Genomic DNA, 14672 nt, shown 5'->3' on the forward strand with positions numbered 1-14672 from the left:
AATCCATCCGGTCGTAGGCCCGGCAATGCCCGGAGTCTCATGAGTGCTTTCTCTTTTTGCCCGGCATCGCCAGCGGCGACAGCAGGAAGGCGGTGAAAATACCGCTCACCAACACAATGCCAAAGCTGCTGATCGCCTGAGTGGCGCTGAACACCAGCATGCCGAGGGTCAACAAAGTGGTCATCATCGCCAGCCCGATAGCCAGCATGGAAGTGAGCGGTGTCCCGCGCGGGTTACTGAAAAACAGGGTGTAGTTGATGCCGATCCCCAGCACCAGTACCAGCGCCAGCAGGGAAAACAGGTTCACGGAATGGCCGCTGAACGCTAAAGCGGCCATTCCGCAGCTGAGCGACAAAGCCGAAGGCACAAGGCTAATCAGCCCTTTGCGCCAGCCAAGACGCAACATTGCCCCCACGGCGATAATCACCAGCGCCACGCCAAGCAGCGCCGTCAAAATGGTGCGATACAGCGAGAACAGCGCATCGAAAGAGGCTTTGCGATCGTTCCACGCCACGCCTGTTGCGTTATCGGCTAGCTTTTGCAGGGCAGCGCTATCTTTCACGCCATCAACCGGCACCAGCACGCCGCTCTTGCCATCCGGCAGCGTTATCCACAGCAGTCGCCAGCCTTCGCTGGCCGGGCTTTTCAGCCATTCATCCACGCTCACCGGCATGGGGGTGAGATCAGGCGTGACGGTCTGCAATCCGGCAGTGTGCAGCGCAGTGACTACGCCGGGCGTGGTTTGCTTGAGCAGCTGTAAATCCTGCTGCTGGCGTTGCAGTGAATTGAGCGGCAGCGTGCGGTATTGCGTGAACAGGCCTTGTTGCTGCGCATTTTTAAGCTGTGGCGTGAAGGCTTCGAGACGTTCCAGCGTTTGTTGTGCCGTGTCGCCATACACCACAAACCATTTCTGGTCGACGCTCTGCCCGGTCAGGCTGGTTATCTGTTTTTCCTGCGCCAGCAAGTGCTGCGGCAAAGCCTGCAACTGAGCGATATCGTCGTTAACGTGCAGTCTCGACAGGCCGACCAGCGAAAACAGCGCCAGCGCGACAGGCAAACCGACCGACAGTTTTTTGTTGCGACGCCAGGCCGCCAGCCAGCGCAGCATTACCGCCATCAATGGCACCGGGCGAACCGGTAAACCACGGCACAGCCACGGATGCCAGAAAATTACGGTCAGGCAAGACGCGCTTAAGCCAACGGCTGCGAATACCGCCATCTGGCGTATGCCCGGGAACGGCGCGAGCATCATGATCAGGTAAGCCGCCACGGTGGTCAGCAGCGCCAGCAGCAGCGCGTTACGCACTTTGAGCAGGCTTTCCCACGGGGATGACATTTCGCCATGCACCATGCGTTCGGTCAGATAATAGAGCGTGTAGTCGGCGGAAATGCCGATGATGCTCATGCTCATCACCAGCGTCATCAGGTGCAGCTCGCCAAACACCAGCAGCGTGACTACCGTTCCGGCCATCGCGCCGAGACCAATGGAAATCAGGCACAGCAGCAACGGGCGAAGGGAGCGGAACACCAGCACAATCAGCAGGATCACACCGAGAAGGGTCGCCACACCGAGCGTCGACACGTCATGTTTTGCCTGCTGGCTGGCGTAATCGCTGTAGAACACCGTGCCGCGTGAAAGCAGCTGTGCCTGCGGATACTGCGTTTTAAGCTCTGTTTCCAGCGCGCTCAGTTTGCCAACCAGCGCATGGGTTTGCTGCATATCGAACGAAGAACCGTTCAGTTCGCCGTGCAGCAAGTACCAGTAATTTCCTGCGCTGTCTTGCGCGACCAGCCAGCCGTCCATCAGGCGCAGCTTCTGCCCGTTTTGCGCCAGCGCGAGCTGCGAGCCGCGCATCAGCATCAAAGGATCGTTATTCAGCTCTTTCCCGCTGACGCCAGAAAACGCGGAATAGAGTTGAGACAAAATCCACTGAGCCTGTGCTTCGCCGCCTTGTTGCAGGCGGGCGCGGGTCGTCGGGTCAATCAGGCCATTGCGGTGTTTAAAGAAGAATTCTCCCCACGCTTGCTGGCTGTTGGTGTCCATCGCCCCTTTGACTTCCCGAAGCTGACCAGATTGCGCCAACAGCGTTTGCCAGCGCTGTGCGACAGCCGGATTGGCCGTTTTTCCTGGGCTGACAAGCCACACCACCTGCTGGTCGAGGCGCTGGATAAAGCCGTCACTCAGGGCGGGCGGAATAGCGCCCATACTTTGCGCTGGCAGCATCGCCAGCACGCTGCTGTTCAGACGCGCACGCGGTAACAGCAGCGCTAAGGCCGTAACCAGGATCAGGCACAGCGCCAGCCAGCCAAAGGCGGTGCGGCGGGCGTTATTGGGCGGCAAAGCGCTTACGTTCGTCATCGGTCAGGGTGGCGGGTGTCAGGCGTTGATTCGAGAGGGTGATGTCGGTGCGATCGCCCTGTTTATCGTTAAGCTGGATGGATTCCAGATACGTTTTTCCGCCCAGATCGATAGAGGTAAAAATCTTGTCCAGCGGCGTGGTGACAGGCGTGAGCTTCAGCGTCCAGTGCTCGTTGCCCTGGTCTTTAAAATCGATGCGGAAGTTTTGCTCCAGCACTTTGCGATCGGCCTGGAACAGCGCACGCAGCAGGTGATTGAACTGGAACATCTGCGGGTTGTTGTCGGCTGTAATGGTCTGCGGCGGCTGACCGTTAACGATCTGCACCATGCGCGAGTCGTCCAGCATCATGCTCATCGGGAACGGCGAGGTTTGATCCCACAGCAGGCCTGTATCGCGAGCAATCAGCATTTCACCCTGCGAGCGCAGCGGTTGCGGCATCTCTTTGATGGTGCGGGTCTGGTCGAAGTGAGCACGCACAATGGGCTGCTCAGTGAAACGCTGCTGAAGTTCGTCCAGCGTCACGGCGTGCACCAGCGGTGCCAGCAGCAGAGCGACTAATGGCCACAGTTTCATTCTGAGACTCCCATGCGTTCAAACAGAACCGGCGGGCTGACGAAGCACAGCTCTTTGGTTTCCTCTTCGACGGCCACCTGAATGGTGTAGCCAGTGGTGGTGCGTTTGCCGGTGGCGGCGTCGAAAATTTCATAGCCGATACGCAGGCGGTTTTCATATTCTTCCAGCTTCGCACGCACGCGGATGGTTTGCTCGAAGGTCACCACATCGCGGTATTTCACGCGGGTGTCGACCACCGGCCAGACGTAACCCGATTCTTTCATCTGGCGATAGCCGTAATCGAACTGGTTGAGCAGCGCCTCGCGGGCAATTTCAAAGTAGCGGAAGTAGTTGCCGTGCCAGACAACGCCCATCATATCGACGTCGTGAAACGGGACGGTGATGTCAACTTCGGTGGTAAAGCGGGGATCGTTCAGCACCCGTTACTCCTTATCCGTAGCATCCGGCAACTGCCAGAAATCAAAAAAGTTAAACCAGTCGAGCGGCGACAGCAGCGCGTAATGCTCCAGGCGCTGGGCATAATGGTCGACGGCGTTTTGCAGTGCTTGCTGACGTTCACCGCGCGGCAGCACCAGCGGATCGGCGAACGGCTCACAGTGCACCTGCAATTTGCCCTGTTGTTTAAGGGCGAAAATCATCAGCACCGGGCATTTCAGCACCGAGGCCAGAATAAACGGGCCTTGTGGAAAGGGCGCGGGTTTGCCTAAGAAGTTGCTCCAGATAACCCGCCAGTCACCGCCGCGTTGCGGGTTCACCGCAATGCGATCGCCGACGATCGCCACCCATTCGCCCTGATCGAGTTTCTCTTTCAGCAGCATTGCGGTGTCGGGGCCGACGTCAGTGACGGAGATCAGGTTGATCCCCGATTGCGGGGCGTTCTCTTCCATCACCTGCTTAAAACGTTGGGCGTTTTCATTGAACACCAGCGCGTTAATGGTGCGGGTAGAAAGCGCCCGACAAGCTTCGACATCACCCAGATGCGAGGCCAGCAGCAGCTTGCCCTGCGGGGCCGACATGTCTAAAGCAACCTGTGCGCCCGGTGCGAACACAATGTCACGGCCAGGTTTCAGTTCCCCGCGCCAGCTGGCGATTTTATCGAGGATCGCATGGCCGAAGCGCATAAAGTGATGGAAGCTGTTGAAGCGAGCGGGCTGCGGTTGCTGGCGGGCATCCAGTTCGCGTTTGGCTTTCGCAATCCACTGCTGAGAGGCCCGGCGTGGCACGCTTGCGGTCAGCCAGAACACGGCAATCACCGGCCACAGCAGCAGCGAAAAGGCCCCGCGACCAAAGGTTTTCCACACCCAAATCATCAGCCGCATGCCCCACAGCCCTTTGGCTTCCGGCTGACGCGCCCAGTGCTGTGTGCGACGGCGGAACAACAGCGAAGGGATGCGCGGTAACATGCCGAAGAACAGGCGGGTGTGCATCCACGAAATACGTACGTTGTCCTTCAGCGCATCAAAGTGCGACAGCCCGTCTTCAGGATAAGTGACGCGCGTGGGCACGAAATAGCTGGTGTTGCCCTGCCAGTACAAACGCACCATCACTTCGGTGTCGAAATCCATGCGTTTGCCTAGTGCGACGCGGCTTGCCAGCTTCAGCGTGGGGGCAACCGGGTAAACACGGAAGCCGCACATGCTGTCCTGAAGCTGCAAGGAAAGCGTTTCAATCCAGACCCAGACATGGGTGACGTAACGCCCGTACAGACGTGAGCGTGGCACAGACTCATCGTAAACAGGCTTGCCAGAAATCAGTGCTTCCGGGTGTTTTTCGGCCATCGCCAGCAGGCGCGGGATATCTTCAATCGCATGCTGCCCATCGGCGTCAACCTGCACGGCATGGCTGAAGCCTGCTCGTTGCGCTTCTTCCAGCCCGCGGATCACCGCCGCACCTTTGCCTGCGTTTTCTGCCAGGCGCACCAGCGTCACGTTATCGTGCTCAGCCGCCAGCGCTTCGAGCACCTCGCGAGTGGTGGTGTCGCTGCCGTCATCCACCACAATGCACGGCATCTGAAACGCGGACAGGCGTGCAAGCACGCTCGCCATCATCGCGCCGTGGTTGTAGCAGGGGATCAGGATGCAGGGCGTAAACGTTACTGACATAACCGAATCTTTCCGCTGCTGGCGGTGTGGCGTAATTCACCTTCATGGCGCTGGTAGCTGAAGCTGAGCAGTTGCTTTTTCGCCAGCCAGGACAGCGTCAGCGTGACGGTGGTTTCCGGCAGCAGCGGTGCCTGGAACTTTACATTCTGAATGCTGTGAAAGCGAAAGCCGGGGGCCAGCAGCGTGGTGGCGTAGTGCATCACCCAGTCGAGCTGCGCCACGCCGGGAAGCAGAGGCTGGACGTCGAAATGCCCCTGGAACCAGAGCAAATCCGGGTCGAGATGCAGCACAACCGCCAGTTCTTGTGGCTGTGCCTGAAGGCGTTCAATTTCACGAGGTTTCACGAAAATAGCTCCTGCAATTGCGCATAGACACGCTTGTTCAGGGTGTTCACAGGGATCTCATCGATGACTCGCCAGTAGCGAGGCACCGCGACAGATTCCAGCACTGGCATCAGCGCACGTCGCCATGCCTGTTCCTGCGCTTTACCGCCGCTCTCCTGCCACTGTTGACGCGCTTGCTCTGTGAGTACCAGCGCCACGCCAATGCCCTGACGACCACCGCGGGAAACGGGCACCGCAGCAGCATCGACAATGCCTTCGAGCGCCATCAGACGGCGTTCAATCTCGCTGAGGGAGACGCGTTTTTCTTCAATTTTGACAATGCGCCCGCGTCGCCCGACAAGCCGGAAACCGTCGTCGACCAGCTCAAGCTGATCGTCGAGCAGCATGCCTTCCGGGTCATTCAGCAGAGGCGACAACAGCCGCCATTCTTCGCCTTCGGCACGCAGCGTCACTTCGGGGAACAGCTGCCAGGAGGTGCTGTTATCCACGCGCTGTCGCCAGGCCATAATGCCGGTTTCGGTGCTGCCGTAGATTTCGTCCAGCCAGACGTTCAGCCAGTTTTGGGTCTCTTTAACCTCTTTCCACGGCAGCATGCCGCCCGCTGAAAGGATCATTTCTACCGGTGGCGGCGTGAGGTTGGCGTCCAGGCGTTTCAGGAACGCCGGGCTGCTGATAAAGACATAACGGTGTTGCGGCGCGAGCGCACTCAGCTGTTCAGCGTAATACAGCATCGAGGCATGCAGAGGCATTCCGCAGGCCATCGGCAGGAAAATGCGGAACGTCAGGCCATACAGATGCTGCGGCACAACAGAGGCCACCACGCGACAGCTTTCCAGCCGCGGACCGAAACGCGTATGCAGCATGCGGGCTTCTTCGTCCAGCAGTGCGACGGGTTTGATAATCTGCTTCGGCTGCCCGGTAGAGCCCGAGGTAAACAGTTCCACGTAGCTGTCTGGCGCAATCGGCGGCAGGACGATGTCGCTGTGCGTGAATGACGCTGGCGTGGCGGTCACTGCAAGGTGCGGCCCTTCCCACTGGAGCGTCGTTTCGCTCATCACGCCATCAAACAAGTCTTGTTGTTCATTGAGCAATGACTCACGGCAATGCCCTGGGATCACCGGAACTTTGCCCGCGTGCAGCGAGGCCAGCAGCGCCACGATAAACAGATAGCTGTCTTCGAAACACAGCGCCCAACGTTCGCCAGGCTGAGCCAGCAACGCCTGCACCTGAACGCTAACGTCGCGGCGTAAATCGCCGAGCGTCCAGTGGCGCTCACCGAGCCAGGCAACGATGGTATCGTCGGGCCGTGTTGGCTTCAGCCACTGTGCCAGCGGAAGGGGGTAATTCATGGTTGTTCTCTTTTCATCAAGCGCCTGCGAACCAGCCATTCAGCGGCCATCAGGGTTCCCATCAGCAGGTAGGCCATCACGCCGTTCCATGCCGTCCACAGCTTCATGTCGCCATGCAGCGCGGTGAAGAGGGCGATTGATCCATTGACGATAAAAAACAGGCACCAGACACGGGTGACCTGACGGGTATAACGTACACCGGCGGGCGGCAGTTCGGGTTCTCGCAGACGCGCCAGACGCTCGACCAGCGGCATGTTGCTCCACAGTGAACCGCCAAACACCGCCAGCATCACCAGATTGACCACCACCGGATAAAACAGCAGCAGCTGGTGAGCCTTCAGTAAGGCACTGGCGGTACACAGGGCAATGCCCGCGAGGGCCACGACCTGCAACACGCCACGCATCGGCCCGGCTTGTTTACGCACCTGAAAAAGGCGCACTAACAGCAGCAGCGCCATGGTCGGCAGCAGCCAGTGCAGTCCGTTGTGCGCCAGACCAAAACCAACCAGCAAGGGCCAGGCAAGCACAATGGCACCTGTCGCCAGCCGCATCAGCGGCAACGAGCGTGAGCCGCGCATGCTCGTTACTCGTCGTGCAACAGACGGCTTACGGCATCGACCACATCCTGAACGGTGCGGACCGATTTGAATTCGTCAGGCTTGATTTTCTTGCCGGTTTTTTTCTGCAGATGGACGACCATATCGACGGCGTCGATGCTGTCCAGCTCCAGATCTTCATACAGGCGGGCTTCGGGCAAGATGATCTGCGGGTCGATTTCAAACAGCTTGTGCAGAAGGTCAGCGACTTCCTGATAAAGGGTTTCTTGTTCAGTCATAACGGACTCGTCTTCAGGCGCGCTGAGCGCTGATAAAGGACGCCAGTGTGGCAACGGAGTAGAAATGCTGACGCATCTCTTCGCTTTCTGCTGAAAGCACCACGCCATACTGATTTTTCACCGCGAGCCCAAGCTCGAGCGCATCAATGGAATCCAGGCCTAAGCCATCGCCAAAGAGAGGGGCATCGGTGTCGATATCATCCGCTGACAATTCATCAAGATTCAGGGTCTGAATAATGAGATTTTTGAGTTCAAGATAAAGGGCTTGCATCATTAACTCCTGCCAAAGAAGGTGCGTTCCCGGTCATGTTTCCGGGTCTGTCTTTTGCCATTGAGACAAAAACAGCCGGTTGAGCTGGCGTGCGGCCAGGGCCGGTTCTTGTAAGTTTGCATCATAAAAACCGCTGATGGTGATACGCTCGCCGACCGTCACGTCGAACAGCGGTTTTACCGATGGCACATCATACCACTGGCTTTGTTTATCCAGCATACGTTGGCTACAGCGAATCGTCACAATCCGGACATCGCTGGAGCAGCGGACGGCAATATTGGCGGCGCCGCGTTGCAGCGTCATCGGTTCACCCACGCGCGTGCGGGTGCCTTCCGGGAAAATCAAAATGGTGTCGCCTCGTGCCAGACGTTCTTCGCAGGCGGGCAGCAGGCTGTCGGCTTCGCTGTTAATCAGATAGTTAGCGCTGCGAATAACCCCGCTCATAAACGGGTTTCGTAGCAGCGAGCTTTTCACCATGCAGTCAGTTTCGGGCATCACCGAGGCGATCAGGACGTAATCGAGCAGCGAAGGATGGTTGGCAATCACCAGGCAGCCGCGCTCTTTTTGCAGGATCGCTTCGTCGTGAAAATGGTAATCCAGCACGCCCATCACTTTGGTCACCCACAGGAAAAAGCGAAAGCTGGCCGAGATACTGCGACGGGCGATACGGCGACGGCGCGTACTGTTACGCACCAACACCAGCAGGATGTTGAACCAAATCAGCGAAAGCAGCAGGCCGCCGAGGCCGAACAGTGAAAAGCAAAATCCGGTGGCGAAGATGCGCCAGACGCGATTGAACGGTGAACTGACCGCCTTCATGCGTGGCTCCAGCACCATTGGGTGACTTCGCCGCTGACGGTAAATTCCCTGTCCTGATTCAAATAATGACGCAGGAAAGTCAGGCTTTGCGGTAATCCGCTTTCTGCATCATCGCCACCGGCCTGTGTGGTGCAGCAGAGCTGATTTCCGGCTTCAAACACGAACGCTGCCGCGTAGGCCCACGTTGGCGTATTGGCCTGCAAGTCCTGGTGATAAAACGCAGGCACTGCGCCGTCAAAATCAACCATTAACACCCGTTTGTATCCCGCCTGAAGCAGACTGACGACCTCCAGCAACCCCTGCTGGAAGGTATCTTTCCCGGCTGAAAGAGAAGACGAAACAATCGGTTGCTGCGCGACGATAGTCAGATTGCCGACGGCGGAGTTGTGCACCGACAGGGCAAAATCCGTGGGGGAAACTGGCTGTTGCTTTGCCAGTGCTTCCAGAATACGGTAGTTGCGCTCAAGCTCGCCGTGACGGCTGGTGTAGAGCACGGCATCAACGGCGTGCTGTTGCAGCATCGACAGGCCGCATTCCACCGCCAGCTTGCTGCCGGAGCTAAGACGACGAGCCGTCATCATCGGCAACGCAGTCAGTTTGCCTTGCGGGGCAGAAGACTCTATCTCGCCTGCGCTGCGTGCCCAGTCGAGCCAGTGGGCTGGGGCACTTAAGCCAGGCGCGCGGGCCTGCCAGTCGGTTAGGGTTAATGAGTATTTCATCGGTACGGGCCTGAGCTATCAGTACGTTAACCAGAGTGATGCCACTTATTATTGATGTATTCACGTGGCATATTGTTCTTTGCGTTTACATCCTACAATGTTATTGATGCGTAAGCGATCAGAGATAAGGCAGAGTGGTCTTAAACTCACAAATGGCTTCGGTCTGGGGATGAATATCGGCCCCACAAGGCCCGATATTCATCTTATCTGGATTACAATTGTGCGCCGGTAGAGAGATAAAGCTGAATATCTTTATCCAGGTTATGTACCCAGCGATTGTAGTTGCGGTGGATTTGTCCGCCGGATGCCATCAGATTGATGCTGCTGTCATATTTGATGAGGTAACTGTTGGCAGAATACTGCACGATAATATTGGCAGTATGGTCGCGAGCCTGCTGGCGGCCTTTAATTACCCCTGGACCTGCATCGGTCATAATCCACTGGCGGTTCAGACCGGCTTTTAAAATAGCGGCGCGAACCTGGGCTTCAGTGTGGCCACTGGCAACCGGGCTTTGCACGGTATCAATGGGCTCAGTACGGGAAACACAGCCAGCCATCACGCCGACCATCAGTGCGGCAGCAAACCATTTCACTAACTTTTTCATCAATAACTCCATTCCATACCTGAATCGATGCGTTATTAAACCCGGCAATATCCAAACCTTTTATCAACGGCCGGTGGAAATGTACCCATTGCTCATGACTGGCGATTTTCTCATTATTTTAGGGTTAATAAAGTCTTCTTTTATTAATCCCCAGTTGCCAATGATAGCGGGTTGTAAAATGATAAGTGAGTGTGTGCTGCGCTGCAACAAGAATGGCTGTTAATATGCTGCTTAATGCTGATGACGCAAATTTTAAAGTTTATTAAGGTGGGTTTTAGTTAGGTGATTATTAATTTCTGGGCTAATGGAAAATAAAACCACCTGAACAGGTAGTTTTATTTCTTTCCGCGGGCTATCCGGGAAGCCGGCTTTTCGGTCGCCCTGGCCCCAACAAAATCGCCAGCTTGCTGCCGCCTTTGGTGGTTTCCATCCAGATTTTGCACACGCTGGTGAGCGGAACGGACAGCAGCATGCCGACCGGGCCCAGCAGCCATCCCCAGACCAGCAACGACAAGAACACCACCAGGGTCGACATTCCCAACCGGTGGCCCATCATTCGTGGCTCGACGATGTTGCCCAGCACCATATGCACCGCCAAAAACAGCGCGCCAACCAGCAGGCATTCATACCCGCCGTTAAACAAGAAAGCCTGAATCATCGGCGGAATAGCCGAAATCACCGAGCCAATGTTGGGCACGTAGTTCAGCAAGAAGGCCAGCACGCCCCACATCAGCGCAAACTGCACGCCAAGCAGCACCAGACCCAGCCAGACGATCACCCCCGTCCACAGGCTGATCAGCGTTTTCAGCGCCAGATAATGCGAAACGCCCTTCAGTGCGCGGTGCAAACCCGCGATATGAATCTGCGGATTCACCAGCGCGAACCGCAGTTTGTAAGGCACATGACGCACCTCAAATAGCATAAACACCACGGTCATCACCAGCAGGACAATGCTCGCCATCGCCCCGGAAAGCCCGGTCATCATGGTGGTGGCGAAGGTCATCATTTTGTCGGAATCAATACGCTGCAACATGCGCTCTGGCGACATGTGCATAGGCAGAAATGGCAGCGAATCCTGCAGGGCGAGCAGCTTGTGGGTCAGCTCTTTGTTGTACTTCGGCAGCATGGCAATAAATTCATTGCTTGACGCCGCCAGCACGCCAAACAGGGCGGTGAGTACGCACAGCATCACGAACACCACAATGCTAATCGCAACCGGGCGCGACACGCCGCGGCGAATAAACCAGGTGACTAAAGGATTGAGAACAATGGCGAAAAACAGTGCCAGTAAGAGCTGAACAATAATGTCGGCGGCGGCGTGGATCCCGGCGAGGATGATCACCAGTGAGGCAAGTTTTAACAAAATATGCAGGCCCGCTTTATCAGCGGCAGATGTATTCATGGTGCTTTCCTTATCAGCTATCGGCATTAAGTGTAGTGCGTTGCTGCGGGGTAACTATCCGAAAGCGAAGCCGAAGGAAGCCCGATGAACCTTTTTTGGCTGTAAATTGCCCGGCGGCGCTACGCTTGCCAGGCCTACAAAAGCGACAATCCGTAGGCCGGCGTAAGGCGAAGCCGCCACCCGGCATGAGCGCTGATGTCACATGTGTTCACGCTTATTTGCGATGAAACAAAAAAAAAGCCCCCGGTCGCGAAACCGGGGGCCTTGTCGTCAGCAGACTGTGTTAGTTGATGACGATGGTATTGATGATGTTTTCCGCTGCGGTCTGCGCTTTCTGCTGATCGTCAGCAGGCAGGGTGATTTGCAGGGTCAGCAGTTTGTTGTCCACTTTACCCAGCACAACGGAGGAGTAAGCGGTCTGGCCTTTGGCTGAAATAATGCTGTCGAGCTGCTGCAGGGTGTGGCCTTTCAGCTCGATGGATTTGTTGGTCACAACTTGCAGCTGTGGATCGCGACCGCGCTGTTGTTCTTGCAGACGCTGAGCCAGGACACCCAAATCTTCATTGGTGTTGTCGCCGACAATCACAATCACCGCTTTCTGGCCGGTGGCGTCAGAGTAGACGTGCATGTTGTTGGCCTGAGTGCCCAGTTTGCCGCTCTGGTCGGTCATATCGGCTGGCAGGGAGAAACTGAGTTTGCCATCCAGCAGACTCACTGGCTGAGCCGCTGCATTGCTCTCAGCGGATGCGCCCTGTGCAGGGGCTTTGCTGTCGCTGTTATCACAGGCGGCAAGACCCATCACCAGCAGGCCAATACCGACATATTTCACCAAATTGCGCATTGACATCTTCCTTTCGATAAACGGCCATTAATGGCACATCCGGCTATCTTATCACAACCTGTGTAATGAACTCTTAACCGTGCTGAAAAGCCCGGATTTCAGACTTATCTGCCAGCTTTTTCAACAGCATATTGAGCAGCACGCCGTACATCGGCAGGAAGAAGACGATGCTGATAAGCACCTTAAAGCTGTAATCGACCAGCGCGATTTCTTTCCAGTGCGTCGCCATAAAGGGGTCGGTGCTGCGCCAGAAAGCGATGAAGAAGAAAGCGACGGTATCGCTGATGTTGCCGAACAGCGTGGAAGCTGTGGGTGCCAGCCACCAGTGGCGGCTTTGGCGCAGGCGGTTGAACACGCCAACGTCGAGGATTTGCCCCAGCGCATAGGCCATAAAACTTGCTGCCGCGATACGCGCCACGAACAGGTTAAAGCTGCCCAATGCGGCAAAACCTTGCCATTCACCCATGTAAAACAGGGAAGAGACGACATACGAAATCAGCAGGGCAGGCACCATGACCGCGAAAATAATCTTGCGGGCAAGCGGCGCGCCAAAGATACGCACAGTGAGATCGGTAGCGAGGAAGATAAAGGGAAAACTGAATGCGCCCCAGGTGGTGTGAAAACCAAAAATGGAGACCGGCAGTTGAACCAGATAGTTACTGGAGGTGATCACCAGCAAATGAAAAAGCGAAAGCCAGAACAACGCTTTTACGCGCTGAGTTTGAGTAAACGACGTCATATTGTGACCTTTTTAGTGGTTGGGGTGAGGGAACCCAAATTGCCCTAGATAATTCGAGTCGCAGGAAGGCGGCAAGGGAGCTCATCCCAGGAGCTTACTTAAGTAAGTGACTGGGGTGAGGGAGTGCAGCCAACGCACCTGCGGCTTGAAGTATGACGGGCATAAAAACCGCCGCATGATACTGCGTTTGATGCGCTTTGCAATGTCTAATTTTCACGCAACCGTTAACCTGCCTTGCGTCACAAAACGGTGGCGGTAAACTAGGGCGGTTTTTTTGACTAACTGAGTACACCATGAGCGAGCTTTTTTCTGCGGCGGACCACACTTTGGATGCACAGGGCCTGCGTTGCCCTGAGCCGGTAATGATGGTGCGTAAAACCGTACGCACCATGCCTGTTGGCGAAACCCTTCTGATTATCGCCGACGATCCGGCCACCACCCGCGATATTCCGGGTTTTTGTCGTTTCATGGAGCACGAGCTGATTGCTCAGCAAACCGACAGCCTGCCTTATCAGTATTTGATTCGTAAAAACCACTGAGTACGTGAGGGCAGATTCTGTGATCTGCCCTGAACTATCGTTATCAAATCGTTAAACTGTCGTTTCATTATTGTTTCTTTTGTGACCCCTCTCACCGTCCCATTGTTCTCTCCAGGCTACTTTTTAAACGCAAAAATAAAACAGCGTTTTACTAATTCCTCTGGAGACGACCGATGAAAATGACCGTAAAGCCATTTGTGGCCGCCTTATGCCTGTCCAGCGCCACGCTCTGCTTCTCTTCCCTGGTTTGCGCGCAAACCATCCGTGCCGCTGATGTTCACCCGGAAGGGTATCCGAACGTGGTCGCAGTGCAGCATATGGGCGAAAAGCTCAAGCAGCAAACCCATGGCGACCTGGAAATCAAAGTCTTTCCGGGCGGCGTGCTGGGTGATGAAAAACAAATGATTGAGCAGGCGCAAATGGGGGCGATCGACATGATCCGTGTGTCGATGGCTCCGGTGGCGGCGATCCTGCCTGACGTAGAGGCTTTCACATTGCCGTATGTGTTCCGCGATGAAGATCATATGCATAAGGTGATCGACGGTGATATTGGCAAACAGATTGGTGACAAGCTCACCAACAACCCGAAATCAAAGCTGGTGTTTCTCGGCTGGATGGACTCCGGCACGCGTAACCTCATCACCAAACAGCCGGTGGTGAAACCGGAAGATCTGAAGGGGATGAAAATCCGCGTACAGGGCAGCCCGGTGGCCATCGATACCCTCAAAGACATGGGCGCAAACGCCGTGGCGATGGGCGTAAGTGAAGTTTACAGCGGCATGCAAACCGGGGTCATTGACGGCGCGGAGAACAATCCACCGACCTTTATCGCGCATAACTATATGCCGGTGGCGAAAAACTACACCCTCAGCGGCCACTTCATCACCCCGGAAATGCTGCTCTATTCCAAAGTGAAATGGGACAAGCTGAACGCAGACCAACAGCAAAAAATCCTGACCCTGGCTCGTGAAGCACAAATGGAACAGCGTGAACTGTGGAATGCCTACAACCAGCAAGCGCTGGAGAAAATGAAAGCAGGTGGCGTGCAGTTCCATACCATCGATAAAGCTTATTTTGTGCAGGCGACAGAACCGGTGCGCAAAGCCTATGGCGAGAAGCACCAGGATCTGATGAAAGCCATCGCCGACGTTCAGTAATTCCTGCCTGACGGAGG

The 14672-nt window shown here is 56.0% G+C and carries 17 protein-coding genes; 2 read left to right on the forward strand and 15 right to left on the reverse strand.

Translation table 11 applies throughout. From position 1 onward, the window contains the following. Nucleotides 1-37: 37 nt before the first annotated feature. The 15 genes from ACLW56_RS12670 to ACLW56_RS12740 form a co-directional block, all read right to left on the reverse strand. Nucleotides 38-2359, reverse strand: a complete 2322-nt coding sequence (locus ACLW56_RS12670; protein WP_330984124.1) for an MMPL family transporter — start codon at nt 2357-2359, stop codon at nt 38-40. Beyond that, nucleotides 2328-2933 (reverse strand): outer membrane lipoprotein carrier protein LolA, encoded by a 606-nt coding sequence (locus tag ACLW56_RS12675; protein WP_330984125.1) that lies wholly within the window; start codon nt 2931-2933, stop codon nt 2328-2330. The genes ACLW56_RS12670 and ACLW56_RS12675 overlap by 32 nt, the downstream gene beginning before the upstream one ends. Next, on the reverse strand, nt 2930-3352 hold the full coding sequence (locus ACLW56_RS12680) for a thioesterase family protein (protein ID WP_330984126.1): 423 nt from the start codon (nt 3350-3352) through the stop codon (nt 2930-2932). Before ACLW56_RS12680 ends, ACLW56_RS12675 begins: the two co-directional genes overlap by 4 nt. A gap of 3 nt (nt 3353-3355) precedes the next feature. After that, the gene (locus ACLW56_RS12685; RefSeq protein WP_330984127.1) at nt 3356-5035 is read right to left on the reverse strand and encodes a glycosyltransferase family 2 protein; all 1680 of its coding nucleotides are present in this window, start codon (nt 5033-5035) and stop codon (nt 3356-3358) included. Further along, entirely contained in the window at nt 5026-5379 is a 354-nt protein-coding gene (locus ACLW56_RS12690) for a hydroxymyristoyl-ACP dehydratase (protein WP_330984128.1), read from the reverse strand. Before ACLW56_RS12690 ends, ACLW56_RS12685 begins: the two co-directional genes overlap by 10 nt. Beyond that, the gene (locus ACLW56_RS12695) at nt 5376-6728 is read right to left on the reverse strand and encodes an AMP-binding protein (RefSeq protein WP_330984129.1); all 1353 of its coding nucleotides are present in this window, start codon (nt 6726-6728) and stop codon (nt 5376-5378) included. Before ACLW56_RS12695 ends, ACLW56_RS12690 begins: the two co-directional genes overlap by 4 nt. After that, nucleotides 6725-7306, reverse strand: a complete 582-nt coding sequence (locus ACLW56_RS12700; protein ID WP_330984130.1) for a hypothetical protein — start codon at nt 7304-7306, stop codon at nt 6725-6727. Before ACLW56_RS12700 ends, ACLW56_RS12695 begins: the two co-directional genes overlap by 4 nt. 5 nt (nt 7307-7311) lie before the next feature. Further along, complete coding sequence (locus ACLW56_RS12705) at nt 7312-7563, reverse strand: acyl carrier protein (protein WP_330984131.1); 252 nt, start codon at nt 7561-7563, stop codon at nt 7312-7314. A 13-nt stretch (nt 7564-7576) separates the two neighbouring features. Next, complete coding sequence (locus ACLW56_RS12710; protein ID WP_330984132.1) at nt 7577-7834, reverse strand: phosphopantetheine-binding protein; 258 nt, start codon at nt 7832-7834, stop codon at nt 7577-7579. A 33-nt stretch (nt 7835-7867) separates the two neighbouring features. After that, the gene (locus tag ACLW56_RS12715; RefSeq protein ID WP_330984133.1) at nt 7868-8671 is read right to left on the reverse strand and encodes a lysophospholipid acyltransferase family protein; all 804 of its coding nucleotides are present in this window, start codon (nt 8669-8671) and stop codon (nt 7868-7870) included. Further along, nucleotides 8650-9372, reverse strand: coding sequence for a beta-ketoacyl synthase chain length factor (locus ACLW56_RS12720; protein ID WP_330984134.1), 723 nt, complete (start codon nt 9370-9372; stop codon nt 8650-8652). Before ACLW56_RS12720 ends, ACLW56_RS12715 begins: the two co-directional genes overlap by 22 nt. 212 nt (nt 9373-9584) lie before the next feature. Then, nucleotides 9585-9977 (reverse strand): hypothetical protein, encoded by a 393-nt coding sequence (locus tag ACLW56_RS12725; RefSeq protein ID WP_330984135.1) that lies wholly within the window; start codon nt 9975-9977, stop codon nt 9585-9587. 352 nt (nt 9978-10329) lie between these two features. After that, complete coding sequence (locus tag ACLW56_RS12730; protein WP_330984136.1) at nt 10330-11379, reverse strand: AI-2E family transporter; 1050 nt, start codon at nt 11377-11379, stop codon at nt 10330-10332. 283 nt (nt 11380-11662) lie between these two features. Then, nucleotides 11663-12220 (reverse strand): DcrB family lipoprotein, encoded by a 558-nt coding sequence (locus tag ACLW56_RS12735; RefSeq protein ID WP_330984137.1) that lies wholly within the window; start codon nt 12218-12220, stop codon nt 11663-11665. A gap of 73 nt (nt 12221-12293) precedes the next feature. Continuing rightward, nucleotides 12294-12959 carry a 7-cyano-7-deazaguanine/7-aminomethyl-7-deazaguanine transporter gene (locus ACLW56_RS12740; RefSeq protein ID WP_330984138.1) on the reverse strand — a complete coding sequence of 222 codons (666 nt, stop codon included), beginning with the start codon at nt 12957-12959 and terminating at the stop codon, nt 12294-12296. A 293-nt stretch (nt 12960-13252) separates the two neighbouring features. On the opposite strand from ACLW56_RS12740, the gene tusA reads away from it, so the two are divergent. After that, a complete protein-coding gene (gene tusA, locus ACLW56_RS12745) occupies nt 13253-13498 on the forward strand; it encodes a sulfurtransferase TusA (RefSeq protein WP_330984139.1) in 246 nt (81 codons plus the stop codon). Between the two features lie 173 nt (nt 13499-13671). Beyond that, nucleotides 13672-14655: a TRAP transporter substrate-binding protein gene (locus tag ACLW56_RS12750; RefSeq protein ID WP_330984140.1), complete on the forward strand. Its 984-nt coding sequence runs from the start codon at nt 13672-13674 to the stop codon at nt 14653-14655. Nucleotides 14656-14672: the final 17 nt, after the last annotated feature.

The organism is Pantoea sp. sgz302252 (assembly GCF_047713085.1).
Classification (GTDB): domain Bacteria; phylum Pseudomonadota; class Gammaproteobacteria; order Enterobacterales; family Enterobacteriaceae; genus Scandinavium.